This window comes from Kitasatospora sp. NPDC058048 (assembly GCF_042885555.1).
Lineage (GTDB): Bacteria > Actinomycetota > Actinomycetes > Streptomycetales > Streptomycetaceae > Kitasatospora > Kitasatospora lactacystinica.
The window spans coordinates 146,883-173,145 of record NZ_JBHVRT010000011.1; the positions used below are offsets into that span (position 1 = coordinate 146,883).

Annotated in this window: 30 protein-coding genes and 1 riboswitch; of the genes, 22 read left to right on the plus strand and 8 right to left on the minus strand. The window is 71.7% G+C overall.

The annotated features are described in order from the left end of the window. Window positions 1-152 precede the first annotated feature (152 nt). From ACFVVA_RS14875 to ACFVVA_RS14900, 6 genes are all read left to right on the plus strand, one after another. Window positions 153-749: a TetR family transcriptional regulator gene (locus ACFVVA_RS14875; RefSeq protein ID WP_359896874.1), complete on the plus strand. Its 597-nt coding sequence runs from the start codon at window positions 153-155 to the stop codon at window positions 747-749. A 113-nt stretch (window positions 750-862) separates the two neighbouring features. Next, a riboswitch (cobalamin riboswitch) is annotated at window positions 863-946 on the plus strand. Between the two features lie 106 nt (window positions 947-1,052). Then, window positions 1,053-2,321, plus strand: a complete 1,269-nt coding sequence (locus ACFVVA_RS14880) for a prenyltransferase/squalene oxidase repeat-containing protein (RefSeq protein WP_387689438.1) — start codon at window positions 1,053-1,055, stop codon at window positions 2,319-2,321. Beyond that, a complete protein-coding gene (locus tag ACFVVA_RS14885; protein ID WP_387689441.1) occupies window positions 2,321-3,022 on the plus strand; it encodes an SCO2322 family protein in 702 nt (233 codons plus the stop codon). The genes ACFVVA_RS14880 and ACFVVA_RS14885 overlap by 1 nt, the downstream gene beginning before the upstream one ends. Window positions 3,023-3,042: 20 nt before the next feature. Beyond that, window positions 3,043-4,149: a CbiQ family ECF transporter T component gene (locus ACFVVA_RS14890; RefSeq protein ID WP_387689444.1), complete on the plus strand. Its 1,107-nt coding sequence runs from the start codon at window positions 3,043-3,045 to the stop codon at window positions 4,147-4,149. Beyond that, window positions 4,146-5,747: an ABC transporter ATP-binding protein gene (locus ACFVVA_RS14895; protein WP_387689447.1), complete on the plus strand. Its 1,602-nt coding sequence runs from the start codon at window positions 4,146-4,148 to the stop codon at window positions 5,745-5,747. The genes ACFVVA_RS14890 and ACFVVA_RS14895 overlap by 4 nt, the downstream gene beginning before the upstream one ends. Continuing rightward, window positions 5,744-6,580, plus strand: coding sequence for an ECF transporter S component (locus ACFVVA_RS14900; RefSeq protein WP_387689450.1), 837 nt, complete (start codon window positions 5,744-5,746; stop codon window positions 6,578-6,580). The genes ACFVVA_RS14895 and ACFVVA_RS14900 overlap by 4 nt, the downstream gene beginning before the upstream one ends. On the opposite strand, the gene ACFVVA_RS14905 is transcribed toward ACFVVA_RS14900, so the two are convergent. From ACFVVA_RS14905 to ACFVVA_RS14915, 3 genes are all read right to left on the minus strand, one after another. After that, a complete protein-coding gene (locus ACFVVA_RS14905) occupies window positions 6,577-7,371 on the minus strand; it encodes a helix-turn-helix domain-containing protein (RefSeq protein WP_387689453.1) in 795 nt (264 codons plus the stop codon). The genes ACFVVA_RS14900 and ACFVVA_RS14905 overlap by 4 nt on opposite strands. 234 nt (window positions 7,372-7,605) lie before the next feature. Then, a complete protein-coding gene (locus ACFVVA_RS14910; protein ID WP_387689456.1) occupies window positions 7,606-8,694 on the minus strand; it encodes a methyltransferase domain-containing protein in 1,089 nt (362 codons plus the stop codon). A gap of 13 nt (window positions 8,695-8,707) precedes the next feature. Next, window positions 8,708-8,860: a hypothetical protein gene (locus ACFVVA_RS14915; protein ID WP_387689459.1), complete on the minus strand. Its 153-nt coding sequence runs from the start codon at window positions 8,858-8,860 to the stop codon at window positions 8,708-8,710. A 391-nt stretch (window positions 8,861-9,251) separates the two neighbouring features. On the opposite strand from ACFVVA_RS14915, the gene ACFVVA_RS14920 reads away from it, so the two are divergent. The 5 genes from ACFVVA_RS14920 to ACFVVA_RS14940 all read left to right on the plus strand — a co-directional run bounded on the left by ACFVVA_RS14920 (window position 9,252) and on the right by ACFVVA_RS14940 (window position 14,456). After that, window positions 9,252-10,574: an XRE family transcriptional regulator gene (locus ACFVVA_RS14920; RefSeq protein ID WP_387689462.1), complete on the plus strand. Its 1,323-nt coding sequence runs from the start codon at window positions 9,252-9,254 to the stop codon at window positions 10,572-10,574. Between the two features lie 94 nt (window positions 10,575-10,668). Next, complete coding sequence (locus ACFVVA_RS14925; protein WP_387689465.1) at window positions 10,669-11,319, plus strand: M15 family metallopeptidase; 651 nt, start codon at window positions 10,669-10,671, stop codon at window positions 11,317-11,319. Window positions 11,320-11,414: 95 nt separating this feature from the next. Then, complete coding sequence (locus ACFVVA_RS14930; protein WP_387689467.1) at window positions 11,415-11,828, plus strand: NUDIX hydrolase; 414 nt, start codon at window positions 11,415-11,417, stop codon at window positions 11,826-11,828. Window positions 11,829-11,971: 143 nt separating this feature from the next. After that, window positions 11,972-13,375, plus strand: a complete 1,404-nt coding sequence (locus ACFVVA_RS14935; protein ID WP_387689470.1) for a hypothetical protein — start codon at window positions 11,972-11,974, stop codon at window positions 13,373-13,375. 232 nt (window positions 13,376-13,607) lie between these two features. Then, window positions 13,608-14,456 (plus strand): LysR family transcriptional regulator, encoded by an 849-nt coding sequence (locus ACFVVA_RS14940; protein ID WP_387689473.1) that lies wholly within the window; start codon window positions 13,608-13,610, stop codon window positions 14,454-14,456. Between the two features lie 72 nt (window positions 14,457-14,528). On the opposite strand, the gene ACFVVA_RS14945 is transcribed toward ACFVVA_RS14940, so the two are convergent. Further along, the gene (locus ACFVVA_RS14945) at window positions 14,529-14,855 is read right to left on the minus strand and encodes an antibiotic biosynthesis monooxygenase family protein (RefSeq protein WP_387689476.1); all 327 of its coding nucleotides are present in this window, start codon (window positions 14,853-14,855) and stop codon (window positions 14,529-14,531) included. 51 nt (window positions 14,856-14,906) lie between these two features. On the opposite strand from ACFVVA_RS14945, the gene ACFVVA_RS14950 reads away from it, so the two are divergent. Continuing rightward, the gene (locus ACFVVA_RS14950; protein ID WP_387689479.1) at window positions 14,907-16,610 is read left to right on the plus strand and encodes a recombinase family protein; all 1,704 of its coding nucleotides are present in this window, start codon (window positions 14,907-14,909) and stop codon (window positions 16,608-16,610) included. Window positions 16,611-16,619: 9 nt separating this feature from the next. Here ACFVVA_RS14950 and ACFVVA_RS14955 read toward each other — a convergent pair. After that, window positions 16,620-17,416, minus strand: a protein-coding gene (locus tag ACFVVA_RS14955) for an IS5 family transposase (protein WP_387689662.1) whose coding sequence is annotated in 2 segments (ribosomal slippage) — window positions 16,620-17,071 and window positions 17,071-17,416 — 798 coding nt in all. Because the reading frame shifts where the segments join, the coding sequence is not laid out codon by codon here. A 968-nt stretch (window positions 17,417-18,384) separates the two neighbouring features. Between ACFVVA_RS14955 and ACFVVA_RS14960 the strand changes: the two genes are divergently transcribed. From ACFVVA_RS14960 to ACFVVA_RS14975, 4 genes are all read left to right on the plus strand, one after another. After that, window positions 18,385-18,573 (plus strand): HNH endonuclease, encoded by a 189-nt coding sequence (locus tag ACFVVA_RS14960; RefSeq protein ID WP_387689482.1) that lies wholly within the window; start codon window positions 18,385-18,387, stop codon window positions 18,571-18,573. Next, window positions 18,560-18,778: a hypothetical protein gene (locus tag ACFVVA_RS14965; RefSeq protein WP_387689485.1), complete on the plus strand. Its 219-nt coding sequence runs from the start codon at window positions 18,560-18,562 to the stop codon at window positions 18,776-18,778. The genes ACFVVA_RS14960 and ACFVVA_RS14965 overlap by 14 nt, the downstream gene beginning before the upstream one ends. Before the next feature lie 821 nt (window positions 18,779-19,599). Next, window positions 19,600-20,013 (plus strand): phage terminase small subunit P27 family, encoded by a 414-nt coding sequence (locus ACFVVA_RS14970; protein ID WP_387689488.1) that lies wholly within the window; start codon window positions 19,600-19,602, stop codon window positions 20,011-20,013. 50 nt (window positions 20,014-20,063) lie between these two features. Continuing rightward, on the plus strand, window positions 20,064-20,999 hold the full coding sequence (locus ACFVVA_RS14975) for a major capsid protein (RefSeq protein WP_387689491.1): 936 nt from the start codon (window positions 20,064-20,066) through the stop codon (window positions 20,997-20,999). Window positions 21,000-21,080: 81 nt separating this feature from the next. Here ACFVVA_RS14975 and ACFVVA_RS14980 read toward each other — a convergent pair whose 3' ends face one another. Then, a complete protein-coding gene (locus tag ACFVVA_RS14980; RefSeq protein ID WP_387689494.1) occupies window positions 21,081-21,809 on the minus strand; it encodes a GntR family transcriptional regulator in 729 nt (242 codons plus the stop codon). A gap of 154 nt (window positions 21,810-21,963) precedes the next feature. Between ACFVVA_RS14980 and ACFVVA_RS14985 the strand changes: the two genes are divergently transcribed. The 5 genes from ACFVVA_RS14985 to ACFVVA_RS15005 all read left to right on the plus strand — a co-directional run bounded on the left by ACFVVA_RS14985 (window position 21,964) and on the right by ACFVVA_RS15005 (window position 24,622). Beyond that, window positions 21,964-22,176, plus strand: a complete 213-nt coding sequence (locus ACFVVA_RS14985) for a hypothetical protein (protein WP_387689497.1) — start codon at window positions 21,964-21,966, stop codon at window positions 22,174-22,176. Between the two features lie 620 nt (window positions 22,177-22,796). After that, window positions 22,797-23,312: an NUDIX domain-containing protein gene (locus ACFVVA_RS14990; protein WP_387689500.1), complete on the plus strand. Its 516-nt coding sequence runs from the start codon at window positions 22,797-22,799 to the stop codon at window positions 23,310-23,312. Continuing rightward, complete coding sequence (locus ACFVVA_RS14995; RefSeq protein WP_387689503.1) at window positions 23,309-23,653, plus strand: hypothetical protein; 345 nt, start codon at window positions 23,309-23,311, stop codon at window positions 23,651-23,653. The genes ACFVVA_RS14990 and ACFVVA_RS14995 overlap by 4 nt, the downstream gene beginning before the upstream one ends. A 169-nt stretch (window positions 23,654-23,822) precedes the next feature. Next, a complete protein-coding gene (locus ACFVVA_RS15000; protein WP_387689506.1) occupies window positions 23,823-24,362 on the plus strand; it encodes a glycine-rich domain-containing protein in 540 nt (179 codons plus the stop codon). A 32-nt stretch (window positions 24,363-24,394) separates the two neighbouring features. Beyond that, the gene (locus ACFVVA_RS15005; RefSeq protein ID WP_387689509.1) at window positions 24,395-24,622 is read left to right on the plus strand and encodes a hypothetical protein; all 228 of its coding nucleotides are present in this window, start codon (window positions 24,395-24,397) and stop codon (window positions 24,620-24,622) included. A 196-nt stretch (window positions 24,623-24,818) separates the two neighbouring features. On the opposite strand, the gene ACFVVA_RS15010 is transcribed toward ACFVVA_RS15005, so the two are convergent. Then, complete coding sequence (locus tag ACFVVA_RS15010; RefSeq protein WP_387689512.1) at window positions 24,819-25,229, minus strand: cupin domain-containing protein; 411 nt, start codon at window positions 25,227-25,229, stop codon at window positions 24,819-24,821. 47 nt (window positions 25,230-25,276) lie between these two features. On the opposite strand from ACFVVA_RS15010, the gene ACFVVA_RS15015 reads away from it, so the two are divergent. After that, on the plus strand, window positions 25,277-25,768 hold the full coding sequence (locus ACFVVA_RS15015; protein ID WP_387689515.1) for a MarR family winged helix-turn-helix transcriptional regulator: 492 nt from the start codon (window positions 25,277-25,279) through the stop codon (window positions 25,766-25,768). A gap of 14 nt (window positions 25,769-25,782) precedes the next feature. Here the strand turns inward: ACFVVA_RS15015 and ACFVVA_RS15020 are convergent, their stop codons facing one another. Next, window positions 25,783-26,262: a hypothetical protein gene (locus ACFVVA_RS15020; protein ID WP_387689518.1), complete on the minus strand. Its 480-nt coding sequence runs from the start codon at window positions 26,260-26,262 to the stop codon at window positions 25,783-25,785. Between the last annotated feature and the right edge of the window lies 1 nt (window position 26,263).

The following is a 26,263-nucleotide window of genomic DNA, read 5'->3' on the forward strand; positions in this document are numbered from 1 at the left end:
AACAATGAGAGACCTCGAAGATACCGGCCCGTAGCTTTTCCCCAGGAGCCAGGGCTGGTGATTCCCGCCACGCCGAATCCTGCCGACCTGTGGAGCACGCCGCCACTCTCGCCCGCCCGGGAGCACCCTTGCCGCCACCCCCTCCTTCGACGTTGCCGCCGGTCTCCCCTCCGGGCGAGCCGCCGCTGACCGCGCGCCAGGCCGAACGGCGCCGGCGCATCCTGCGGGCCGCCACCGCACTGGCGGTGCGCGGCGGGTACGAGGCGGTGCAGATGCGGGAGGTCGCGGAGAGCGCGCAGGTCGCCCTCGGCACGCTCTACCGGTACTTCCCGTCCAAGGTGCACCTGCTGGTGGCGGTGATGCTGGAGCAGCTGCAGGGCCTCCACGAGCACATCCGGCGCCACCCGCCGACCGACCTCGAACCGGCGCTGCGGGTCGCCGACACCCTCACCCGGGCCTTCCACGCGCTGCAGCGCGAGCCGCTGCTGGCCGAGGCCATGGTCCGGGCGCTGTCCTTCGCGGACCGCTCGGTCGGGGCCGAGGTGGACCAGGTCAGCGTGGCCACCGGACAGCTCATCCTGGACGCGATCGGCCAGTCCGGACCGCCCACCGGGAGCCAGCGCGCGGCGGTGCGGGTGATCGAGCACACCTGGCACTCGGCGCTGGTCGCCTGGCTCTCCGGCCGCGCCTCGATCGCCGAGGTGCGGGCCGACCTGCACACCGCGGCCCGGCTGCTCACCCTGCCGTGAACCGTCCTCCTCCCGCCGCCGACTGGAACCTGTTCCTGCCCGCCCCGGGCAGCTCGTCGTGCTCCGGCGGCTAGAGTCGACAGTCGGCACAACTCCATCCCGCTCCTCCCCCGGGGAAAGCCGGTGCGAATCCGGCGCTGACCCCGCAGCCGTGAGACCGGCGCCGCCCTCGGCCGCCCGGACGAGTCGGAGCACCCGCGGAGGGGCGAGCGGCCCGTCCGGACGCCCGCGCCCGGCACCGTCGAGGACTACGGAACGGCCCCGCCCGGGCCACCACCGCTCACCGAAAGGCACACCCGCACCATGCTGACCGCCGCCCGCCTGGGCGCCGCCGCCCTGTCCGCCGCGCTGCTCACCGGCCTCGCCGCAGGACCGGCCCTCGCCGACAGCCCCGCGCCGACCCCCGCCGCCCTCCCCGACGGGCTGTACGGCAAGGGCGACCCGACGTACGACGGCGTCTGGCGACAGTCGCTGGCGCTCACCGCGCTGACGGCGGCCAAGGTCACCCCGGCCGACTCGGCCGTCGGCTGGCTCACCGGCCAGCAGTGCGAGGACGGCGGCTGGCCGTCGTACCGGGCCGCCGGCGCGGCCTGCGACCCCAAGACCGAGGACAGCAACGCCACCGCCGTCGCCGTCCAGGCCCTGGTCGCCCTCGGCGGGCACCAGGAGGCCGTCGACAAGGGCGTCGGCTGGCTCAAGGCCAACCAGAACGCCGACGGCAGCTGGGCCTACAACCCGGGCAGCCCCGGCGACGCCGACTCCACCGGCCTCGCCGTCAACGCACTGTTCGCCGCCAAGACCGACCCGGCCGGCGTCGCCAAGGCCGGCCGGTCCGCCTTCGACGGGCTCGCCCTCTTCCAGCTCGGCTGCGCCGCCCCCGCCGACCAGCGCGGCGCCTTCGCCTACCAGTTCGACCCGGCCGTCGGCGCCCTCACCCCGAACGCCCTGGCCAGCGCCCAGGCCGCGCTCGCCGCGAGCGGCGGCCACCTGCCGGTCGCCGGCTCGGTGCACGCCGACGCCGCACCCAAGGCCCTGGCGTGCGCCTCCGACGCCCCGGCCGCCCAGGGCTCCTCGGCCTCCTCGGCCCCGGTTGCGCACGCGGAGTCCGGCGAGGCCGTCGGCGCCTACCTGACCGCCCAGCTCGCGGCCGGCGGCGACCACCTCACCCTCACCACCCCGGGCGCCGCCCCCACCCCGGACTACACCGCCACCGCCTGGGCCGCCCTCGCCCTCACCCAGAGCGGCCACCCCCAGCAGGCCGCCGGCGCCGTCGACTGGCTCACCAAGGAGGGCGCCACCTGGACCAAGGGCGGCACCGACGCCGGCGCCACCGCCACCCTCCTGCTGGTCTCCCAGGCCGCCCACCGCGACACCGCCGCCCTGACCGGCCAGCTCACCGCCCTCGGCCCGGCGCCCAAGGCCGCCGAAGCCGCCGCCTCGGCGACGGAGGCCCCGAAGGAGAAGAAGGACGGCGGCATCGGCCAGTACTGGCTCATCGGCGTCGGCCTCCTCGTCGGCATCGGCGGTGGCCTCGTGCTCAGCCTCCAGCGCAAGCGCAACCCCCACCTCTGATGCGCCCCGCACCCCGCCCCGCCCCGGCGGGCGCCGGCGTCCGCAGCCGCCGGGCCGTCGCCGTGCTGCTCCTGCCCCTCCTCGGGGCGGTGCTGGTGCTCGCCTCCGCCGCCCCCGCGCAGGCCGCCGGCTACCGCTACTGGTCGTTCTGGCGCGGCGCCGAGGGCGGAGCCTGGACGTACCAGCAGCAGGGGCCCGCCGTCGCGGTGCCGCCGGACGGCGCGGTGGACGGGTGGCGGTTCGCGCTGAGCCCGGACGGCGGGCAGGACGCCGCGAAGCCCCGGACCGCCGGGAGCTTCACCGAGATCTGCGCGGACACGCCCTCCCAGGAGGGCCGCAAGCGGGTGGCCGTCGTGCTGGACTTCGGGACCGCCGAGGACGCCGGTTCGTCCGCCGCCCCGGCGCCCGGGCAGCGGACCGCCTGCGCCGCCGTCGCGCCCCGCGCCACCTCGGCCGAGGTGCTGGCCACCGTCGCCCCGCCGCTGCGCTACGACACCAACGGGCTGCTGTGCGCCATCGCCGGGTACCCGCAAGCGGGTTGCGGCGACCCGATCGGCGCGGCGGGCGCGGCCCGGCCCGCCGACCAGGGCGGCGGCAGCAGCGGCAGCGGCCCCGACATCGGCCTGATCGCCGGTGGCGCGCTGGTCGCCGTCCTCGCCGGCGGTGCCGTCCGGCAGGCGCGCCGCCGCCGTCACTCCTAGTCCCCCACCCAGGAAACACCGTGAGCAGCACCGCCCGTAGCACCCGGCCGCCCACCGGCCCCCGCCAACTACACCCCGGGGCCTGGTGGTTGTGGGCGCTCGGGCTGGGCGCGGCGGCCACCCGCACCACCAACCCGGCGATCCTGCTGCTGCTCGCCGCCGTCGCCGGGTACGTGGTCGCGGCCCGGCGCGGCGATGCGCCCTGGTCGCGCTCGTACGGGGCGTTCCTGCGGCTGGGCCTGCTGGTGCTCGGCATCCGGCTGGTGTTCGCCGTGTTCCTCGGCTCGCCGGTCGCCGGCACCCACGTGCTGTTCACCCTGCCCGAACTCCCGCTGCCCGTCTGGGCGCAGGGCGTGCGGATCGGCGGCCGGGTCACCGCCGAGGGGCTGCTCGCGGCGCTGTACGACGGGCTGCGGCTGGCCACCCTGCTGGTCTGCGTCGGCGCCGCCAACTCCCTCGCCAGCCCCGCCCGCCTGCTGCGCACCCTGCCCGGCGCGCTCTACGAGGCGGGCGTCGCCGTCGTCGTGGCGATGACCTTCGCGCCCAACCTGGTCGCGGACGTCCGCCGACTGCGTGCCGCACGGCGCCTGCGCGGACGCACCGACAAGGGCGTCGCCGCCGTGCTGAGCGTCGGAATCCCGGTACTGGAGGGCGCGTTGGAGCGGTCCATCGCGCTGGCCGCCGCGATGGACACCCGGGGCTTCGGCCGCACCGCCGACGTCCCGCGCCGACTCGCCCGAGCGACGGCCGCGCTCACCCTGGCCGGGCTGCTCGGGGTCTGCCTGGCCGCGTACGGGCTGCTGACGGCCGGCGGCGCGGGCTGGGCGCTGCCCGTCCTGCTGCTCGGCCTGGCCGCCGCCTTCGCCGGACTGCTGCTCGGCGGCCGACGCTCCGTCAGGAGCCGCTACCGGCCGGACCCGTGGGCCCTCCCGGAGTGGCTGACCGCCGGTTCCGGCGTGGCCGTGGCGGCCCTCACCGTCTACCTGGCCGCGCGGGACCCGGCCGCCTTCGCCCCCACCGTCGTCCCACCGACCGTCCCCGCGCTGCCCCTGACCGCCGTGCTGACCGTCCTGCTCGGCCTGGTGCCGGCGTTCGCCGCCCCGACCCCGCCCCGGAGGGCATCGTGATCACCTTCGAGCAGGTCTCCGTCCGGTACGCGGACTCCGCCGCGCCCGCGCTCGGCGGCGTCGAGCTCACCGTCCCCGAGGGCGAACTCTGCCTGCTGGTGGGCCCCTCCGGCTCCGGCAAGTCCACCCTGCTGGGGACGGTCAGCGGCCTGGTGCCGCACTTCACCGGCGGGGTGCTGCACGGCCGGGTCACCGTCGGCGGCCGGGACACCCGCGAGCACCGGCCGCGCGAACTCGCCGACCTGGTCGGCACCGTGGGGCAGGACCCACTTGCGCACTTCGTCACCGACACGGTGGAGGACGAACTCGCCTACGGCATGGAGTCCCTGGGCCTGCCGGGCGACGTGATGCGCCGCCGGGTCGAGGAGACCCTCGACCTGCTCGGCCTCGCCGACCTGCGCGACCGCTCGCTGACCACCCTCTCCGGCGGCCAGCAGCAGCGCGTCGCGATCGGCTCGGTGCTCACCGTGCACCCCCGCGTACTGATCCTGGACGAACCCACCTCGGCACTCGACCCGGGCGCGGCCGAGGAGGTGCTGTCCGTCCTCCAGCGGCTGGTGCACGACCTCGGCACCACCGTGCTGATGGCCGAGCACCGGCTGGAACGCGTCGTCCAGTACGCCGACCAGGTGCTGCTGCTCACCCCCGGCGCCCCGCCCGTCCTCGGCGAGCCCGCCGAGGTGATGGCGCACTCCCCGGTGCACCCGCCGGTGGTCGGCCTCGGCCGGCTCGCGGGCTGGCGGCCACTGCCGCTCTCGGTCCGCGACGCGCGCCGCAAGGCCGCCCCGCTGCGCGCCGAACTGGACGGCCGGACGCCCGCCACTGTCGGCTCCTCGTCCGGCACCCCCATCGCCGTTGCCGACCGCCTCGCCGTCCGGCGCGGGCCGGTCCCCGCCCTGCGCGGCGTGGACCTCGCGCTCCGCCCCGGCGAGATCACCGCCCTGATGGGCCGCAACGGCGCCGGCAAGTCCACCCTGCTCGGCAGCCTGGTCGGCCTGCACGCCCCGGCCTCCGGCAGCGTCAGGGTCGGCGGCCGCACCCCGCACCGCACCCGCCCCGCCGAACTGATCCGCGAGGTCGGCCTCGTCCCGCAGGAACCGCGCGACCTGCTGTACGGCGAGTCGGTCGCCGCCGAATGCGCCGCGGCCGACACCGACGCGGGCGCCGCCGCCGGCACCTGCCGCGCCCTGGTGGAACGCCTGCTGCCCGGCATCGCCGACGACGCCCACCCGCGCGACCTCTCCGAGGGCCAGCGGCTCACCCTCGCCCTCGCCGTCGTGCTCACCGCCCGGCCCCCGCTGCTGCTCCTCGACGAGCCGACCCGCGGCCTCGACTACGCCGCCAAGGCCCGGCTGGTGGAGATCCTGCGCGCCCTCGCCGCCGAGGACCACGCCGTGCTCCTCGCCACCCACGACGTCGAACTGGCCGCCGAACTCGCCCACCGCACCGTGATCCTGGCCGAGGGCGAGATCGTCGCGGACGGGCCGACCGCGGAGGTGGTGGTCTCCTCGCCGGCCTTCGCCCCGCAGGTCGCCAAGGTGCTGGCGCCCGGGCCGTGGCTCACCGTCGGGCAGGTCGCGGAGGCGCTGGGCGCATGAGCACTCGTCCCGTCCCCCTGGGGCGCCGGTCCGTCACGGCGCTGCTCCTCGTCACCGCCGTCGGCGTGACGGCCTTCGGCTGGCCGCTGCTCGCCTCCACCGGGTCGGCGCTGGTCGGCCACTCCGCGGACGCGCCGTGGCTGTTCGCCCTGCTGCTGCCGCTGCTGCTCGCCGTCGTCATCGCCCAGATCTCCGAAGGCCGCTCGGCGGGCGGCGGGGCGCCCGGGTTGGACGCCAAGTCCGTCGCCCTGCTGGGCGTCCTGGCCGCGGCGGGCGCGGCGCTGCGGCCGCTCGGCGCGGGCACGGCGGGGCTGGAGCCGATGTTCTTCCTGATGGTGCTCTCCGGGCGGGTGCTCGGACCGGGCTTCGGGTTCGTGCTCGGCTCGCTGTCGATGTTCGCCTCCGCACTGCTGACGGGCGGAGTGGGGCCGTGGCTGCCGTTCCAGATGCTGGCGATGGGGTGGGTGTGCCTGGGCGCCGGGCTGCTGCCGGGCCCCGCTTCCCTGCGCGGCCGCCGCGAACTCTGGCTGCTCGCGGCCTACGGCGCCGTCGCGTCCCTCCTCTACGGCACGATCATGAACCTCCAGGGCTGGCCGTACATCGGCGGCCTGGCCGGCTCCATCTCCTTCCACCCCGGCGACCCACTGCCGGCCAACCTGGTCCGCTTCGCCGCCTACTGCCTGACCACCTCGCTGGGCTGGGACCTGCCGCGAGCCGCCCTGACCGTCGTTCTCTGCCTCACCCTCGGCACCCCCGTCCTGCGCGCCCTGCGCCGCACCACCCGCCGCGCCGCCTTCGACGCCCCGGTCGCCTTCCGGCCGCCGGAGCGCTAACGGCACGCCCCGCACACCTGCCCGGCCCCGGCCACGGGCCGCCCGCACATCCCGCCCCGCCCGGGGCACTCGTGCCGGCGCGGCCCGTCTGTCGCACCTCGTGCCGCCGGAACGGCCGGCAGCTTGGTGATCCGCCCCGCGAGGACCGCCCCCACGCTGTGCGTGACCGTCCCCGGCAGCGGCGCCGACAGGATCCCGGTCAGTGCCTCCCGCGTCCACCCGCCCGCCAGCAGCCCCTCCACCCGGGCGGCCTGGTCGCACAACGGCTTCCCCGCCAGGGCCATCCGGGGCTGCCTGTGCCCGAGTTCGAGCAGCAGTGCCATCCCGGCCGTCAACTTCTCGGAGGGACGGACGGAAGGTTGTTCCGCTTCCTTTGATTTCAGTTCCTTGGAAGGGCTTCCCGCCTTCCCGGCGACTGGATCGCCTGGACCTGGAACACCGGCGGCCGGGGACGCGGGAAGCGGCGGCACCGTGTGCACCGCCTTGCCCGTCACCGGCGCCTCGTGCACCGAAACGACCGTCCGCACCTGCCCGGTCAGCGGATCGCGCTGGGTCCGCCGCACGTAGTGCCCGGCCGCCTCCAGCTCCCTGAGCGCCCGCGCGACGGTCGTCCGCCCCTCCACGCTCTTGGCGGCCAGGGTCCGCACGTCCTCGCGTGCGCCGTCCGGCAGGCTGAGCAGGTAGCTCAGCAGCCCGCGCGCGGCCCAACTCAGCGAGTGCTTACGGACGACGTGGCCGTTGTCGAGGATCGTGTACCCGGGGGCATGCCGAGGGATACGATGGATCTGCATTCGGGAGGCCTTTGCTCCTGGTGCCGAACCCCGGGGTGTTGGCGCACCGCCGGGGTAACTTCTGCTCACGCACCGAGCGCCCCTTCCGAGAGCGCCCGGCACCGCAATATTCACCGTAATTCCGTAACGTCCCGTCACACTTCTTTCCTGATCACCCATTCGGGCGGCGCGAGCGCGCACAGCCCAGCGCGCCCCAGGCTCGTAAGCCCAGGACGCGCTTCGCACCACCCCACATCAACCGACCACGTGGTCCGGCTCGTCCAGCCACACGCGGTGCTCGCCCGCGACGGTGACGGTCAGGCCGAACCGGTCGAGACCCGACTCGCCCTGGCGCTGCCACCAGGCGTGGGCGGCGGTCAGCTCGTCCCACAGGCTGCGGGGGCCGGACTGCGCGACGGCGTGCCTGCCGTCCCAGTCGGCCAGACGACAGTGGGCGTACGAGACCCCGTCCCACACCTCCAACCGGCCGGTACCGAACCGGTCGTAGCCCGCCGAGACCTCCTGACGGAACAGCCCCGGCAACCGCAGCCCGATCGCGAAGGCCGCGTCGGTGTCCTCCGCCACGACAGCGGGGTCGAGTTCGGACGGGCCGTGCCGGACGTCCTCGATCTCGAACTCGCCGCTCCCGGGGCGCTGGCCCCGCACCCACATGAAGGCGACGTCCTCGACGAACGGCCCGCTCGCGGAACGGCCGTCGTCGGCGACGGTGAGCTTCAGCAGCCCGCCGTTGCAGAACGCCGTGCCGTACGGGACGACAATCACACCCCCGGGCACCGTCTGCTCGATCAACGCGTCTGGGACACGCTGCACGGCGGCGGTGACGTGAACCCGGTCGTACGGCGCGGCCGCCGGATGGCCGAGCATGCCATCGCCGACCACTGTCCCTGCCAGCAGGCGATTTACCTCCAAACGGAACCGCGCAGCAGCGGCGAGTTCAGGATCCAGCTCGACGGTGGTGACGTGCTCCGCCCCGAGCCGGCGGGCCAGCAGCCCGGCCGTCCAGCCCGTACCGGTGCCGACGTCCAGCACCCGCATGCCGTCGGAGACTTGCAGGTGCCGGAGCATCTGGGCCACGACGGTGGGCATCGAGCTGGACGAGGACGGCGTGCGGCCGTCCTCGTCCAGCCGGGTCACCAGCGGGATGTCGGATTCGACCAACTCGCCCCACTCGACCGGGTGTTCATTGCGGTCGATCCACTCACCCCGGTGGCGGATCCGGTCCGGAACGAACAGTCGGCGGGGCACATCCCGGAACACCGGCTCCCAGCCGGCCGACAGCGCCCCGGACTCCCGGAGGTCGTCAGTCAGCGCGTCCCATTTCACGCGACAGTCCCCCTCAAGGCTTCGACGGCTTGGGCAGGTTGGTGGGCGGCGCGTCCCGCTTGCCGTCCTGCGACGCCGTGTCCGGCTTCCCGGAGTGGCTGCCGCCCTTGCCTCCGCCCGCCGTACCCGGCCCGTCGCTGCCGGGCCCTCCGCCGTGCTTGCCCATGTTCTGCTCCTCTCGACGTGCTGGAAATCGTGATCGCCGGCCTACCGGTCCGGCGGGCGGGGAGTGCGCGGGCCCACCGGCCTCGGCGGGGGCGGTTTCGGCTCCTGGCAAGGCATCGCAGTACTCCTTTCGGGGCGAGAGGCGGACGAGTTGGGCCGCCGACCCGGCAGCGCCGCCGGGCAGGCGGCCGGAAGGACCTGGTGGTCGAAGCCCGATGACCGCAGCGCGACGTTTCACGGACAGACGCTTCCGCTTGTGCCGGAACTCTGTCGGCGTGAGTCGAGTACAGCCCAAGTCGCGGTCGCCGACCAGGCATTGTCCGTAGTCCCGGGGTTGTCCCGCCCTCGCCGACAGTAAGCTCTCGGTCACTGTCGATGATGGGATTGGCCCCGTGGACGACCCGATCCGGCACCCCCTCGCCTACGCACGTGAGCTGCGCGGCTGGTCGCAGGGCGACCTCGTCGCGGAGCTGAACAAGGCCGCCCGCCGTCACGGACTCCTCTCCGGTGCCGACAAGACGGCCATCAGCCGGTGGGAGCACTGGCGCAAGACGCCGAACACCGACTCCCAACTCCTCATCGCCGAAGCCTTCGACGTCCCGCTTTCGGACCTGGAGGCGTACGGCTGGCCCTACTGGCTGCCCGGACGCGACGAACCGCTGCCGCTGGGGGCCGCTCACACCGTTCACGCACTCCACGACGCACAGAGGGCCGCCATGGACCGCCGCACCTTCATGACCTTCAGCGCGATCTCGCTGGGCGGCCTGGCCGCCCAGTGGGCCGCCGCCGAGCCCGCCGAGCCCGAACGCCTCGCCTCGGCCCTGAGCGGCAAGCGAGTGGACGGCGCACTCGTGGACTGGCTGGAGGGCACCGGCAGGACGCTGACGGCCATGCCCACCGAACAGCGTCAGCACACCGCCCGGCTGGTGGACGCCCACCTGACCACCGTCACGGACCTGATCGAGGAGGGCCATTACGGCGAGGGGACGGGCCGCCGCCTCCACCGCCTGGCCGCCTCACTCGCCACCACCAGCGGCTGGCACCGCTTCGACCGAGGCCGGCACTGGGCGGCCGGGAAGCTCTGGGAAGCCGCTCTCCAATCCGCGAACGCCGCCGGCGACCGTGACCACGGCGCCGGAGTGCTGTCCGACTTCGCCTACCAGGCCAACTGGCTCGGCGAATCGAAGGTCTCCGTCGACCAGCTCGGACACGCCCTGTCCGGCGTCTCGCACCCCACCGCCCGCTCCCTGCTCCTCCTCCGCCGCGCCAGGGCCCATGCGGCACTCGGCGACCGCTCCGCCTGCTACCGGGACCTCTCCGACGCCGAATCCGCCCTCGCCGTCGACGTCACCGACCCCCCGCCCGGGTGGTGCGCCTGGATGAGCCCCGCCGACCTGGCCGTGGACTCCGGCCAGTGCCTCCTCGACCTGAACCGGTCGGGCGAGGCCCATGCCCTCATCGCAGAGGGGATGGCACTGCTGCCCCGCGCCAGGGACAAGACACGCGGCATCTTCCTGACATACCAGGCCAGGAGCCACCTGAAGGCCAAGGACATCGAGCAGGCGCTGTCCGTCACCACCGAGTCCCTCGACCTGGCCACCCGCATCGGCGCGCCCCGCTGCGTCGCCCTGGTCCGCGAACTCGCGCCTGCCTTCAAGCCCTACCGCCGGGTCGACGGCGTCCCGGAGTTCCTGGACCGCCTGCGGGCCACATGAACCGATCCGCCGGCACGGCTCCCAATGCCAGACTGGCGGGGCTTGATCGTCCTGATCGGCCGCACAGCCCCGACTTCCTTCACCAGGAGACGTGTTGAACGAGATCATCCTCATGTCCGACCCGAAGGTCGCCGCGATACCCGTCGCGCCCCGCGACGAGCAGCTGCTGGACGTACGGAGCGGCAGCGGGCTCCTGGTCGACGAGCGCAAGCAGGACGGGACCGGCGCCTTCGCGCGCCTGCGGGCCGGGGTGCTCGATCGGCTGCTCGACGCGCAGGCCGCGCTGCCCGACGGCCTGCGGCTGCTGTTCGTCGAGGGATACCGGCCACCGACTCTCCAGAGCCGCTACTTCGACGAGTACGCCGCCGAGTTGCGGGCCGCGAACCCGGGTTGGCCCGCCGACCGGATCAGGTCGGCGACGAGCCGCTACGTCTCGCCGCCGGAGATCGCGCCGCACAGTGCCGGGGCCGCCGTCGACCTCACCCTCGTCGACGCCGACGGCCGTGAGCTCGACCTCGGCACTAGGGTCAACGCCAGCCCGGAGGAGAGCGCCGGGGCCTGCTACACCCACGCCGACGGCATCGGCGCCGAGGCCCGCGCCAACCGGCGGCTGCTCAGCAACGTCCTGACCGGCGCCGGGCTCGTCAACTACCCCACCGAGTGGTGGCATTGGTCGCACGGGGACCGCTACTGGGCGCTGGCCACCGGCGCACCGGCCGCGCTCTACGGGCCGGCGCACGGGTAGCCGACACGACACGCGGCCCGTGGAGCCTGCCGAGCGGGCCTGCGGTCCCGGGCCAGGATGGCGTCGACACCGTTGCCCGCCCGAGGAGCAGAGCGATGACCGAGCAGACCCCCGAGCAACTCCCCGCCGTCGCCGTCGCGATCGTCGTCAAGGACAGCCGGGTGCTGATGGTGCGGCGGCGGATCGCCGAGGGCGAGCTGTCCTGGCAGTTCCCGGCCGGGGAGGTCGAGCCGAACGAGTCCCCCGAGGCGGCGGCGGTCCGCGAGACCGCCGAGGAGACCGGCCTCCACGTCGCCGCCGCCCGGCTGCTCGGCGAGCGGGTGCACCCGCAGAACGGGCGGCGGATGGCATACACGGCCTGCGAGGTGGTCGGCGGCACCGCCACCGTGGTGGACTCCGACGAGCTGGACCGGGTGGTCTGGGCGTCCCGCGCCGAGCTGGACCGCTACGTGCCGTTCCCGCTGTTCCCGCCGGTGCGGGAGTACCTGGACGGCACGCTCGCCGGGTAGGGCGTGGGCGGCGGCGGACGAACCCGCGCGAGAAGTCGGCCTGTCCGACTTCCCGCTCAGCAGCGCCCCGGTGTCCGGAACTCATCCTCGGCGTACGGACGTTCGGACGGGAGACCGCCCGTCCCCGCGCTGGAAGGAAACGCGTGACAACCGCGCACGGAGCCCCGTCCGACCACGACCACGCCGTACCGCGAGCCCGCCGCCCGAGGCGGGAGCCGGTCACCGACGAGACGGTCGCCCGGCTCCGGGTCCAGGCCCGCACCGACCCCGCCTCGGGCCTGCCCGCGCTGGCCGAGGCGCTGCGGGGCCGGGCCTACGGCCGGCCCAGGCCCCGGCCCGAGGAGGCCGTCCCGTTCCTGGAGGAGTCCGCCGGCATCTACCGCGCCCTGGTCGCCGACGGCGGCACCGAACACCTGGGCGCCGCCGCCAACGCCCTCGCCTCCCTCGCACTGAAGTACTCCCTGGCCCACGCCGACGGCCCCGCCCTCGCCGCCCGGCAGGAGGCGGCCGACCTGGCCCGGCGCGCCGAAGCGGACCGGCCGGTGGAGGGCCTCGGCCGGGCCGCCGTCCTGCACGCCGACCTCGCCCACGGCCTCGCCGAGGCGGGACGGTTCGACGAGGCCGTGGACGCCGCCCGCGCGGTGGCCGACCGCTCCCGGGCGGTGACCGAGGCCGGCGGGAGCGACCTGACGTGGCGACTACTCGACCTCACCGTGCTGCTCCGCCTCGCGGACCGCACCGAGGAGGCCGTGGCCGTCGAACACGAGGCCCTCGCCTGGCTGCGCGAGGGCCGCACGGAACCGGCCCGCAGTCCCGTCCCGGCCCTACGGGCGGCCGGCGCCGCCCTGTGGTTCGCCGATCTGGGCCGCACCGAACAGTCGCACCGGCTGCTCGCGGACGCCGCCCGCTCCTGCGAGCGCCTGCCCGCCCGCGGCGACGCCGGCAACTTCGGCTTCAACGACGGCCTGCGGAGCGCCTTGTTCGCCCGCTCCGGCGTACGGGACGAACAGGCCGCGGCCGACGCCCCGGACCCGCTCGCGCTCGGCGTCGACCCGGGACGGCGCCTCCAACCGGTGCTGGGCCTGAACCTCCACCACTGGTCCTTCAGCCTGCGCGCGTCCTTCGAGGACGGACTGGTCACCCTCGCACGGGCCGTCGAGGCCATCACGGACACGCCCGAGCCCACCGACCGCCTGCCCGACGCGGAGGACCCGTCCGAGCGGGCCTACGGCCCACTGCCCCTGCCGGAGGACCGCGACCTGCTCGCCACCCTCGGCACCCTCACCCGGCGGCTCGACCTGCGCCGGGCGGTCCGCGGCGACCATCCCAGCTACTACGCCCACCTCACGCTCCCCCGGCTGCGGCGGAGCGTCCGGATCGAACGCCGCCTCCACACGACCGGCCCCGCCCACGACACCCGGCGCCTGGCCAGGGCGCTCACCGACCTGGCCATGGCCCAACTCGTCCACGGCGACCACACCGAGGCGACCGGCACCCTGCACGAGGCCCACGCCCTCGCCGTACGGACGGAGAACCCGGCCGGGTGACCACCGCCCTCGGTGCCCCGGTCCGCACCCACGGCCGGGGCACCGAGGAGGAGTCCCCTGCTCGCCGCAGGAGCCCGAGGCCGGGCCTGCGGGCCGCGGCCGGGCAGCACGCGGCCCGCCGAAGCCACCGAACCGACCGGAATCCCCATCCACCCCCCGGTACACCCCCGTACCCTGTCCCGCAGCACTCGCACGGGCACGGTACGGACCTTCGGGGGAACCGGGGAAACCAGTGGAACTACGTCAGTTGCGCGTCTTCGACGCCGTCGTCACCCACCGCACCGTCACCGGCGCGGCCGTGGCACTCGGACTCGCCCCGGCCTCCGTCTCCGAACAGGTCCGCACCCTCGAACACAGCCTCGGCACCGACCTGTTCGACCGGGCCAGGCGCGACCTGACCCTCACCTCGGCCGGGGAACGGCTGCTGCCCTGGTCCCGACGGCTCCTCGATCAGGCCGAACAGGCCCGCCGCGAGGTCGCCGTCACCCGGACCCGCCTGCGCCTCGGCGTCCTGAGAGCTGTCGCCACCGCCCACCTCCCGGCCGTCCTGGCCCGCCTCACCGACCGCCGCCCCGGCCTGGACATCTCCCTCCACACCGACGCCAGCCGGGACGTCCTGCTCGACGGCGTCGCCGCCGGAGCCCTGGAAGCGGCCCTCGTCCTCGACGCCCCCGGCCCGCTCGGCGCACTCGGCTTCCCCCTGCCGCCCGCCCCGCTCGACCACCTCGACCTCCAGGCCGTCCCCCTCGCCCTGGTCGCCGCCCCCACCCACCCGCTCGCCCGCACCACCACCCTCACCCCCGAGAACCTCCGCGGCCACCGCCTCCTCGTCGACACCCCCGCCTGCTCCTACCACCTCGCCGGCGAACGCCTCCTCGGCCACCACGTCCAACGCCTCCGCACCGGCGCCGTCCCCACCACCCGCGCCTGCGCCGCACAGGGCCTCGGCATCGCCCTCCTCCCCACCCACGCTGTCCACGACCACCTCACCACCGGCACCCTCACCCGCCTCCCCCTCGACCCCCCACCCCTCCACCTCCGCCTCCTCTGGCGCGCCGACCACGCCCCCTTCGCCGCCTGACCGCCCGCCCCCGCACACAGCAGCGCGCCCCGGGGTTCCGTGAACCCCGGGGCGCGCAACTACCGCCGGACGTCAGGCCTTGGGGCCCGCCGACTGGACGACCTCGAAGGACCAGAGGGTGGAGCCGGAGGCGGCGGGGCGCTTGGGGGCCTCGCCGGAGGGGCCGTTCTGGTGGGCCGCCTTCATGGGGCCCTCCATCCAGGCCTTGAAGTCCTCCTCGCTGCGCCAGCGGGTGTAGACGAGGTACTGGTCGGTGCCCTCGACCGGGCGGAGGAGCTCGAACCACTCGAAGCCGTCCGAGTTCTCCACCGCGCCGGCGCGGGAGGCGAAGCGCTGCTCCAGCACCTCGCGCTGCTCGGCCGGTACCGTCAGCACGTTGATCTTGACGACGCTACTCACATGACACCTCTCATCACTAGGCCCTCTACCTGGGCGCTTAACCTTGACCACGTGCGAGCAGTCTCCTACATACGACAGTCAAAGAAGCGTGAGGACGACTCGCAGGCTTCGCCGGCTGCCCAGCGGACAAAGACCGAAGCCCTGATCGTCGCCAAGGGCTGGGAGAACAACGGCCACTTCGAAGACGTCGGCAAGTCGGGGTGGGACCCCAACGTCACTCGACCCGGGTTCGAGGAGATGATGGCGGCCGTCCGCGCCGGTCAGGTTGACGCCGTGGTCGTGTTCTCCCTGTCCCGCCTCACCAGGCAGGGTGCTCTGGAGGCCATGAGGATCAACGAGGAACTGGCTCGCTACGGCGTACGCCTGGTCTCGGTCGAAGAGCCCTACCTCGACACCTCCACGCCGATGGGCGTTGCCATCTTCGGTCTGATCGCCGCACTGGCACAGCAGGAATCCGACCTCAAGTCCGCCTACGTCACGGCGACCAAGGAGACGCTGCGCGCGGCCGGGAGCCACGTCTCCGGCATCCCGCCGTACGGCTTCCAGACGGTCCGGGAGCAGCGCGGCGAACTGTCCGTGATACGACTGATCCCCGACCCGGTCGAAGCGCCGCACGTGCGCGACATGGCCCGCTGGGCTGCCGATGGCATGTCCGCCGGAGACATAGCGCGCCAGCTCACCAACTCGAACGCGCCGACCAAGGTCACCACGCTGGGCGACAAGGGCACCAAGCGCCTTGAAGCGCGCCGCGCGAACGGCTCGTCCAAGAGCCTCAGTGGCCCCGGCTGGACGACCTCCACCGTCCTGCGCATCCTCCGTGATCCCCGGCTCGCCGGGTACGCCATGGTCTGGGAGGGCCGGAAGCCGCGCACGAAGGACGAGGACGGCAACGTGGTCCCCGGAACACAGGGCAAGCGGACCGTTCTGCGCGGAGACGACGGCTCTCCCGTGGTGTCGCACGACGGCATCATCACGGCCGTGGAGTGGTGGACTCTCCAAGAGATCCTGGACGGCCGCTCGAAGGTCGTCGCCCGCTCCGGCCGTCGCGTCCCGACGCTGCTCGCTGGCCACGGGATGCTGTTCTGCGACGTCTGCGGTTCGGTCATGGTCGCGGACGACAGGGGCGACGACGACAACCCCAAGCTCTACTACAAGTGCAACCGCCCCGCCGGTGTCGTCCCCGGGCACGGCGGTTTGGTCATCGACGCAACGGCTGCGGACTACGAGGTGGCCAGCTCGGTTTGGGCACGCCTGACAGCCATGGACCCGGATGACGAAGACGACGCAGAGTGGCTGATGGAGGCTGCTCGCCGATTCACCCGCCAGCAGCAGGACCCGACTCTTGATGCCGAACAGGCTGCATCAGAAGCCGAGTTGGTTCACGTACGCGAAGCCCTTCGCACCCTGTACCAGGACCGGCAGGAAGGCCTGTACGTCGGCGAGACCGGCAAGCGAATATTCGCCGAATCGGTCGCCCGGCTGACTGCGCACGAGGAGCGCGTATCCGCACGAGTCGAAGAATTCCGATCGGCGAACAACCGAACCGTCACCATCCCGGCGGAGTGGACGGCCCCCGATGGCGACCCAGTCGGCGACGGCTCGACCTGGGCGGGCATGACCCTTGAGCGGAAACGGGAGTTCCTGTCGCTGTTCGTGGACTCGGTCCGGATCACCAAGGCGATAGGCAGGGGCCGGAACGCAAACACCCGGGACCGCGTAGTCATCAGGTGGGCCGAGAAGCCGTCCGTCGACTAAGAAGACATCTCATTTGGAGAGTCGGCGGTAGCAGATGACGGCTGCGGCGATGCTGGCGAAGGCGGCGAAGTGGTCGACCTTGACCTCGTAGCGGCGGTGGAGTCGGCGGAATCCGCTCAGCCAGGCCACGGTGCGCTCGATCACCCAGCGGTGGCGGCCGAGACGCTGGGAGGACTCGATTCCTCGGCGGGCAATACGGGCCGGGATCTGCCTGCGGCGCAGGTAGGAGCGGATGAACCGGTGGTCGTAGGCTTTGTCGCCGCGCAGTTTTCCGGGCCTGCGCCTCCTCGGGCCGCGTCGCGAGCGGATCGGTGGGATGGCGTCGACGAGCGGGATCAGAGCCTGGCTGTCGTGGAGGTTGGCCCCGGAGATCGCGAGCGACAGGGGTAAACCGGTGCGTTCGGTGAGCAGGTGGATCTTCGACCCGTACTTGCCCCGATCGACAGGATTCGGACCTGTCAGCTCCCCTTTTTCAGGGCCCGCATGTTCACCGAGTCGACCGCGCACCTCGACCAGTCCAGCTCGCCGCGCGCGCCGAGCTCGTCCAGCACGACCCGGTGGAGCTTGGCCCACACCCTGGCCCTGCTCCACTCGGTGAAGCGCCGGTGGGCGGTAGGCCCGGACGGGCCGAAGCAGGGCGGAAGCTGAGCCCACGTGCACCCCGACGTCGCCACGAACACGATCGCCGCCAGCACCTCGCGATCCCCGTACCGCCGCCGCCCGCCGCCCTGGGGACGGGTCGGCGCCGCCGGCACCACCAACTGGAACAGCTCCCACAACTCGTCCGGCACCAGGCGCTCCACGATCGTCACGGGAGCAGCCTACAAGCCCAAATGAGATGTCTTCTAACACCAAACGGGCCCAGCCGCTCTCCCGGGCCCCTTTCGGCCCCGCCTGGCCCCCTGCGGTCGGGCGGGGCTTCTTCGCGCCTTCTGGGCGCCTTCTGGGGCTTCTGGGGTTGCCACCGGTTCGGGGAGGCTGCGAACAACTGATGCGCGCCGTCCACGCGGGCGGTACCGACCACTCCGCCGCCCTCGCCGACCTGGCAGCGTCACAGGCTCGCATGGTCAGGGCGATTGCTCAGATCGAAGGCCCCGCCCTTCCCAGCGGCAGAGGGCACCAGGGGTGACGGGGTGACGTTCGAAGGGCCAAAATCAGGTTTCTCTATGACACAGAGAGTCTAGAGAAAACTGAAATCACCCTCTCGAACGTCACCCCGTCACCCGATGGACCCAGGTGGGAGATCGCCCCGCTCCCCTACCAGTGGAGGGGCGGGACGGAACGAACCGGGACGGCGCCGCTCGGCGGCCCGCAGGAATTCGTCCCCCTCCTCTATCCCCGGGGGAGGGAGCGGCATGACCGGGACACCGCCGATCGGCGAGCCTCGGGAATTCCTTGCGCTCTCCACACCAGTAGGGGCAGAAGACAGGCGGCCGTGTCCGCCTCGTCACCCTCAGGCCGAGCCCCGGCCGACAGCGGCGAGAGAGGTGGCGGGGTGGTGGTTCTTTCCTATTTTTTAGAACACATAGAAAAAATATAGAGAAGAAGAAACGGGGCCCCTCTCGCCACCGCGCCACCGGAGCGGGGAAACCTTCGCTCTTCACTGGTACTGGGAACCCCTGCCGCGCGCACCCGAGAAGTCTGGCAAGGGGTGCTCCCCATTACTACCGAGGCCCGCCCACGACAGGAGGAGCCGTGTCCCCCAGACCCCGCCCGCCGCCGGCTGCTCGCCCTGGTGGCACGGCGCCACAACGGCACGGAGAGGCTTCGCCGGTTGGTCGACCGAGCGGGCTCCGCGCGGTGCGGACTGTGCGGCGACGACTTCCCCGCGGCCCTGGTCGACGTCGACCACCAGCAGCCGCTTGCCCTCGGCGGCGAGGACACCGACGACAACGTGTGGTCGCTGTGCCGCCCGTGCCATCGCAGGAAGACCGAGGGGGAGACGACCAGTGCTCGGAGTTGAGGAACGTTACGACCACGGGCCCGAGGTGGCCGAGCTGTTGGCGACGGTTGTTGTTGCTGCTGCTGCTCGACTTCCCCGCGGTCTGCTGCTGACGACCACCACGGCCGAGGTCCTGCGACCGACCCGGGAGTACCTGCGGCAGGTCGAGGAACGGCACCGTGCCGCGTGGGCGGACGTGCTTGATGCTGCCGTCAACGTCGGGTGAGCCACGCGCCGAGGGCTCCTGTACCGAGCATGGGACCGGCGGTGAGTACCCACCGAGGGATACGACGAATCGTCAGGTGCAGCCCTCCCCAACGGAGTTCGAACTGCGGCTGACTAGTGGTTGCTGTCTTCTGCGGCATGCCGTCCATGGCAGCAGGCGCATGCTGCATCGCCAATGGATTTGAGCTGGATCTGAGGATAACGATTCACGCAACGTGACGGGAGGGCCACCATGCCACGACGACCCCGGCCCCCGTGCAGCGTGCCCGGGTGTCCCGAGCTGACTGCCCGCGGTGGTCGCTGTGCCGCTCACGAGCGGGAAGCCGAGGCACTGCGGGGGAGTGCTGCTGAGCGCGGCTACTCGACCCGGTGGCAGCGCATCCGGCGGGCGTTCCTGTACCGGCATCCGTGGTGTCTGCTGTGTGGCTCGGTGGCCACCGTGGCGGACCACTTCCCTGCGAGCCGGCGAGAGCTGGTGGCACAGGGCGTGGCCGATCCGGACGCGTTCCATCGGCTCCGGCCGTTGTGCACTCTCTGTCACAACAGGGAGACCGCCGCCCGTCAGCCGGGTGGTTGGGCTGCGGCGAATGCCAAGCCCGTACGCCGCTGACCTGCAGTTTTACCAGGGGGGTACTCCCCTCTCCTCCTGCCATTGATCGGCAGGGAGATGACTTTCTCGCGTTGGAGCTGCGGCCGTTTTTGGAAGTTCCGCGCACCCCGAGGCGAATCAGGAAAGAGACAATGGCTGACCGATATCGACCCAAGCCATCAGCAATACGGGTCCGCGAAGGGAACCCGCCCAAGACTGAAATCCGAGAAGGCGTGATCGTCCCGCGTGCTGTTCTCGTCGAACCCAATTGGCACGATGTTTTCAAGGATTCGCCATTCGCCGAGATTCAAGCAGCAAATATCCGCTGCCGGGAAATGGCCTCAGCTGAATGGCGACGTGTCGTGCCAATTCTCGAAGTTGCCGCCGGGCTCGGCGAAGTGGACCACTCCACAGTCAAGGATCTGTGCGTCTGCGTGGCACGGATCGACCAGGCGGAGCGGGACTTGTCCGAACGTGGGCTCATGGTCACCGCCGAGCGGGGCACGGTGAAGAACGGGGCCGCCACCATAGCAGCACAGTACCGCTCTCAACTCTCGCGCTATATCAGAGAGTTGGGGCTGTCCCCAAGTGCCCGTGTGGCCATCGCGCCACCGGAGCCTGACGACGATTCCGATATCTGGGACTGACCGCCCCGGAAGCAAGTAACAACAATTCCTACAACTAGGAGATTTTAATCATGGCTCTTACCCTTGCTGAATCTGCAAAGCTCTCTACGGAGGACCTTCAGCGTGGCGTGATCGAAACTTTCGTTCAGGAGTCGCCCATTCTCGACCGCCTTCCCCTTATTCAGACCGAGGGAACGGCATACCGGTACAATGAGGAATCCGAGCTCCCCGGAGTTTCTTTCCGAGCTGTCAATGAGGCGTACCCCGAGAGCGTCGGCGCGGTGAACTCGCGCATCGAAACCCTTGCAATTCTCGGCGGCGACTCCGATGTGGACAAGTTTCTCGTACAGACGCGGGGCAACATCAATGACCAGCGCGCAATTCAGGAGACGCTGAAGGTCAAGGCCGCTTCGCTGCATTTTTCGGATCAGTTCTTCAACGGTGACACCGCTGTGAATCCGAAGGGGCTTGACGGTCTTCGGAAGCGGCTGATCGGCCGACAGGTGCTCGACGCGAAGGGAGTCGGCCCGGTTGCCAACGGATACGACTTCTTCGATGCACTCGACGCGCTGACCGGGCAGGTTCGTGGGATTGCCGGGCCGAACGGTGCGCTGTACATGAATTCGGCGATCCTTGCGAAGATCCGCTCCGGGTTTCGCCGGCTCGGCGGTGCGGAGCTGCTGACGTCCGAGATCAACGGCAAGAAGGCCACCATGTGGAACGGCATTCCGATGCTCGACCCCGGCCAGAAGCTCGACGGTACGGACATTCTCCCGCTCACGGCCGGTACCGGCGGTAAGGAGACAGGCGATATTTATGCGGTGCGGTTCGGCTCCACCGAGGCGGACGCCGGTGTCACGGGTCTGACCAATGGCGGAATCCAGGTGACCGACCTCGGCGAAGCGCACGACAAGCCGGTTTATCGAACCCGCATTGAGTTCTATTGCGGTATTGCACTGTTCGGCGGTAAGGCGGCGGCGCGTCTGATGAACGTTCTCGCTGGCTGACTCACTGACATGGCAAAAGCCCCCGTCCCCACCTCCCTTGCGGGTTGTGGGGGCGGGGGCCTCTTTGCGTTCTTGGCCAACCTACGGCGTGTACTCGTAGCCGATGGTGAAGCGGGCGGGCAAGCACGACTCCGTGTACTCGATCACCCCTTCGTCGTCTGACCAGCGATGGACGAGGGCCAGGATCGAGCTGCCGACAGGTACCGCCAGGGCGGCGGCTTCTCGCTGGTCCGCGGTTCGCGCGTGCATGTCGTCGCGTGCGGCGGTGATGGTTCGGCCCGTGGCTTCGAGGACCCTTGCCGTGATCCCGTCGTTTCGTCCTGGTGCCGTGTTGAGCAAATCGGGCACAAGCGCGGCGAAGTGTGCGGGATACCAGGACACCGCGAAGAGGGTTCGCGACTTGCCGCGCCCGGCGATGTACTCGCGACGAACCAGTTGGGCGCCGTGCTCCAAGTCGAACAGATCTGCTACATAGAGCGGCGGGATGACGATTTCGGCGGCCGTCACGCGGCTGGTTTCGCCATCCATGAAGCTGGACTGCACCCTCTGCACCCGGGCAAGGCGGTCGCGACTGCTGGCACTCACGCGCGGGTCGTCCGCGACGAACGTTCCCCGTGGTGACGTGCGCAGATAACCCTCCACCTGGAGGTGTTGCAGCGCTCGGCTGACCGTGGCAACAGCAACGTTCCAGCGGCCGGCGATCTCCTTGTTGCTGGGCAGCTTTGCGCCCGGTTCCAGCTCTCCCGAGAGGATCCGCTGGCGGTAGTGATCCGCGATCACAGACCACGTCTTCGGCGTCTTGCTCGGCACGTTCGCTCGCTTCCGCTCGGTGGACGATTCCCCGCGTGAGCAGACTAGTTCACTCGGAACCGTAGCGACTGAACTAGGCCACTCTTCATGCTGGACTAGTTCGCTGACTGGCCGTCGGCTGGGCGGCGACCAGCCCTGTCCCGAGGGAGAACACGTGCAGGACGAGGAGAACAAATGTCCAAACGGCGAGGAGATCCGCCCCGCCCCGCCGGACCCGGACGGCATTGCCACGTGGAAGTGCGAGTGCGGGTACTTCGGCTACCTGCTGCCGCATGGCTTCGTGGCGACGCACCCGGACGAGACACGAGTTCAGGTCTGCGGCCGGAAGCGACTCGACAGCGAGACCGCCGCCCCCGCCGTGGCCTGAGAGCGGCACCGACCACGCCCAGGTGACCCCCCGACATCTGGACGAAGTCCCCTTCAGACCCCCGTCCCGAGCGCGCTGTCATGGCTGACTCCGTATTCGGGGCGGGACCCAACTTCCGTACCCCGCCCGGGGGCTGAAGTCTGGGCGGAAACATCGGTACGGGAACCGGGGTCTCGTCCGCCCGTGCACCACAACCCCCGTGCGGGCGGGCGGGACTACCTGAAGACCCCCGTCCTGGGGTCGGCATTTTCTTCCGTTTAGTCGGCCCCAGGACGGGTTCAGCACCCGAGACAGGTCCGCGTACAGGCCACCGTGTCGGGGCACCCCCGGAACGCGTGGCGAACCGGCTGGTGCGCGCTGAGCCCCTTGTCCGGCCCCTGGCGGTCGTGCTCCATGCCGGACAAGGGGGACCCCCGAACTCCCGGCAAAAGGTCTGTAGTCGATCCGGACCCTGCCGGGCGCGCACCGGGCTCGGAACCCGGGAGCGCACGCCGGTCCCCCCGGATGTTCTGGCTAAACGTTCCGGATGGGGACCGGCCCCATGAACTCCCGTCCCGGGTGGTTCGTCCATTCCAGCCCGGGGCGGGCTCATCTGCTCACCCACTATCGAGGGAACACCCATGGTGCACAAGGATGTTCAGCGGCAGCCGAGGCGCCGGGTCGGTGCGCTGATCCTGATCCTGGACAAGGACGGACGGGTTCTCCTGGTGGAACCCAGGTACCGCGCGGGGTTCCAGCTCCCCGGCGGCGCCGCCCACCAGGGCGAGCAGATCGCCGACGCTGCGGCGCGCGAACTTGCCGAGGAAACCGGGCTTCAGCGGGTGATCACCCACCACCTGGGGATCGACCAGATCCCGGCCAACCCGTCGACCGGCGCGTGTGAAGGCTTCAACATCATCTGCGACGGCGGGATCGCCTCCCCCCGGGAGGTGCACCTTCTTTCGGAACGGGGTGTCCCGGTGGGCGCGGACACGGAGCTCGCCGGGCACCGGTGGGCGGCTCTCGAAGAGCTGGACGAACTCACCGAGCCCTACATGGCGCAGCGCATCCGGGTCGCCGTGGGCATCCTGAACAGCAAGTTGCGTCAGCCGCTCCTGTACATCGGACAGCCGGCGGAAGGGCGCCACGTCGCATGATGGGCGAGACGTCCGGCGGCGGCTTCAACCCCGAAGGCAAGGCCTGGCGGGCCGAATATTTCTTCCGAGGCCAGCCCGGTGTAGCCGGAGCCTTCTCCGGTGGCTCCGACGTCCGGGGGTTCGCGGCCATGCACGAGTTCGTTCCGTTGGCCGTTCACCTGATTTCGGAGATGGCCCGGCGGTGGTGGGTCCTGGACGTCCCGCGCGAAGTCGCCGACTTCGGGGAGATCCTGCTTCGCCACGCGAAGGCCGACGCCCAGGCGCACGGCAAGTGGACGTACCGGCCGGACTGCCCCCCAAAGTGGGCTGACGTAACCGTGACCTACCACCCCACCGGCTGACCCGGTGGCGGCGAAGAAGCGGCCCAGGGCCCGAACCTGACGGGCCACAAAAGCCCCCGCTCCGGCCGTCATCCATGGCAGGCAGCCGACCGGAGCGGGTTCCGCAACACCGCACGATCCGGACGCCAAACGGTGTCCGGCACTCCGCACGATGTGAGGAGACACCAGTATGCCGAAGCTCGAACGTCCGACCGGCAGCCCCGGTCCCGACGTGCGCTCGCTGCTCGACCCGGGACAGTTCGACCGGGTCGTGTTCACCGTGCTGGACAACAACCCCAAGATGACCGCCGACACGGCCGAGCGCATCGTGACCGAAGCGCTCAAGTTCGTCGTGACCGCCCGCACGTTCCCCACCGTGCGAATCACGCCGTCCAACGTCGTCGACGAGGGGTGGCACGCGCTCATCCTCCACACCCGGGTCTACGCCGAACTGTGCCAGCGGCTCGGCGGGTTCGTGCACCACTACCCGGAACGCCCGGACCCGGAGCGCCACGACGAAGCGGCGCTGGTGCGGACCGTCGCCCTCATCGAGGAAGCCGGATACACCCCCGACCACGAACTGTGGACGGGGCCGACCCGGGCCCTGGTGGCCGTGGCGGCGAACTGCTCGCACACCCCGGTGCCCGGTGGGTGCGGACCGATCAACCCCGGGGCGTGCGCCTCCCACTGCAACGGCGGTGGCGGCGGTGGTGGCGGGGAAGCCCACTAACCTGGGCGGACCAACACGGAAGGGCGGGACGCGTGGACGAGAACGAAGCCCAGCAAGTGGCCACAACACTCCGGAACCTGGGCATTCGGGGAGTCGTCTCCCCGGAAGACCTGGGGAATCCGGACGGACCGTGGCGGGTGTACGACAGTGCCGACCCCGACACCCGCCGGGACATCACCGACGAAGCTCTGACAGTCATGGCGGGTCGATCCCGGCAGTCCGGTCCGACGCGAGGATTCGTCATCCCGCAGTCCCGCTGAATCAGCCCTCGGAACGGCCCCGTCCGGGTTCGCCTGGGCGGGGCCGCGGCGTCCGGCGGCTCTTCCTGCGACGGTCCGGGCTTATGTGAGTGGCTTGACACATTCATTGATCTTGACGACGGACATTGGGCGCACACTCCTTCTGCTCCGGTGACTGCTTACGGGGAGCAGTCTGCTACACCTCACAGGCTGAGGCTCAGGCGATCCACGGCGGCAGGACGCGCTGGTCGTCGCGCGGGGCGAGGCCGCAGGCGCCCTCGGGGGTGCGGGCGTCGGGGTTGTAGGCGTGGGCGGGGGACGGGGAGGCGACGACGGCGGTGAAGCCGTCGGTGGTGGCGACCTGGCGGGCGGTGTCGGCGGGGAGGACGGCGGTGTCGCCGGCGGCGAGGGTGAGGGCCTCCCCGGCCAGGTCGACCCGGGCAGTGCCGGTGAGCAGGGTCCAGACCTGCTCGGTGTCCATGGCGTGCAGCGGGCCCTTGGTGCCGGCAGCCATGTCGACGTGCCAGACGGCGAGGGCGGCGGAGCCCTGGGTGGGCGAGGCACAGGTGGTCATGACGGCGTTCGGGGTCGCGGTGCGGCGGGCGTCGGTCCGGCGGATCACGGGCATGGCGAAGGAACCCCCTAAGATGGTCAATGAAGTTGTCTATATGGTCAATGAGGTTGTCTATCGTGTCAAGTGAAGCGCCCCCGCCGGGCTTCGAGCTGCCGCTGCGCCTGCTGCTCGCCTTCCGGACGATCATCGACGAGCTGCACGAACGCATCGCCCGCGAGGGCCATCCCGACCTGCGCCCGATGCACGGCTTCGTCTTCCAGGCGATCGGCCCGCACGGCACCACCGCCTCCGAACTCGGCCGCCGCCTCGGCGTCACCAAGCAGGCGGCGGGCAAGACCGTCGACACCCTGGAGCAGCTCGGCTACGTCGAGCGCGCCGCGGACCCCTCCGACACCCGGCGCAAGCTGGTCCGGCTCACCGGGCGCGGGGTGGACTGCCTGGTCCGCTCCGCCCGGATCTTCGACGAGCTGCGCGAGGAGTGGGCCGCGACCCTGGGCGAGGAGCAGCTGCGGCAACTGGAGGACGGCCTGCGCCGGCTCGCCCCCGGCGACCCGTTCCGCCTCGACACCCCGCGCTGGTTCGGGGCGCCGTAACCCCGGCACCGAGGTCAGGACCCGGGGAGCCCGAGGGTCGCGAGGGTCTGGTTCTTGTACGCCTTCACGCCGGTGATCTCGGCGCCGAACCACTCCGGCGCCGAGAACGCCTCCGCCTCGGCCTCCGAACCGAACTCGACCTCGACGGTGCGCAGCCCGGCCAACTCCCCCTGATAGACGTCCGCGTAGACGGTGACGCCGGACGCCTCGAAGGTGTAGCGGTCCTTGACCAGGCGGGCGCCCGCGGTGGCCGGCCAGAGCTCGGTGAACTCCCGCTCCCCGAGCTCGCGTTCCACCTCGATCCGGACCGGCGCGCCGGCCGAGGAGTCCTTGCGCTTGACACCGAGGACGCAGCTGCCGGCGATCCGCCGCAGCCGCACCTCCGTCCCGTCGTCCTTGATCGCGATGTACCCCTGCTCGATGTGCTGCCGCACCGCCGTGTCCGGCGGCTCGAAGTCACCCAGCAGGAACTTGCGCTCGATTTCGAGCGGCATT

Bases quoted from the DNA above. Each gene is read 5' to 3' on its own strand.
- ACFVVA_RS14880 (WP_387689438.1), top strand. From the start codon at position 1,053: ATGCTGACCGCCGCCCGCCTGGGCGCCGCCGCCCTGTCCGCCGCGCTG.
- ACFVVA_RS14885 (WP_387689441.1), top strand. From the start codon at position 2,321: ATGCGCCCCGCACCCCGCCCCGCCCCGGCGGGCGCCGGCGTCCGCAGC.
- ACFVVA_RS14900 (WP_387689450.1), top strand. From the start codon at position 5,744: ATGAGCACTCGTCCCGTCCCCCTGGGGCGCCGGTCCGTCACGGCGCTG.
- ACFVVA_RS14905 (WP_387689453.1), bottom strand. From the start codon at position 7,371: ATGCAGATCCATCGTATCCCTCGGCATGCCCCCGGGTACACGATCCTC.
- ACFVVA_RS14915 (WP_387689459.1), bottom strand. From the start codon at position 8,860: ATGGGCAAGCACGGCGGAGGGCCCGGCAGCGACGGGCCGGGTACGGCG.
- ACFVVA_RS14930 (WP_387689467.1), top strand. From the start codon at position 11,415: ATGACCGAGCAGACCCCCGAGCAACTCCCCGCCGTCGCCGTCGCGATC.
- ACFVVA_RS14975 (WP_387689491.1), top strand. From the start codon at position 20,064: ATGGCTCTTACCCTTGCTGAATCTGCAAAGCTCTCTACGGAGGACCTT.
- ACFVVA_RS14990 (WP_387689500.1), top strand. From the start codon at position 22,797: ATGGTGCACAAGGATGTTCAGCGGCAGCCGAGGCGCCGGGTCGGTGCG.
- ACFVVA_RS14995 (WP_387689503.1), top strand. From the start codon at position 23,309: ATGATGGGCGAGACGTCCGGCGGCGGCTTCAACCCCGAAGGCAAGGCC.
- ACFVVA_RS15000 (WP_387689506.1), top strand. From the start codon at position 23,823: ATGCCGAAGCTCGAACGTCCGACCGGCAGCCCCGGTCCCGACGTGCGC.
- ACFVVA_RS15010 (WP_387689512.1), bottom strand. From the start codon at position 25,229: ATGCCCGTGATCCGCCGGACCGACGCCCGCCGCACCGCGACCCCGAAC.
- ACFVVA_RS15015 (WP_387689515.1), top strand. From the start codon at position 25,277: ATGAGGTTGTCTATCGTGTCAAGTGAAGCGCCCCCGCCGGGCTTCGAG.
- ACFVVA_RS15020 (WP_387689518.1), bottom strand. From the start codon at position 26,262: ATGCCGCTCGAAATCGAGCGCAAGTTCCTGCTGGGTGACTTCGAGCCG.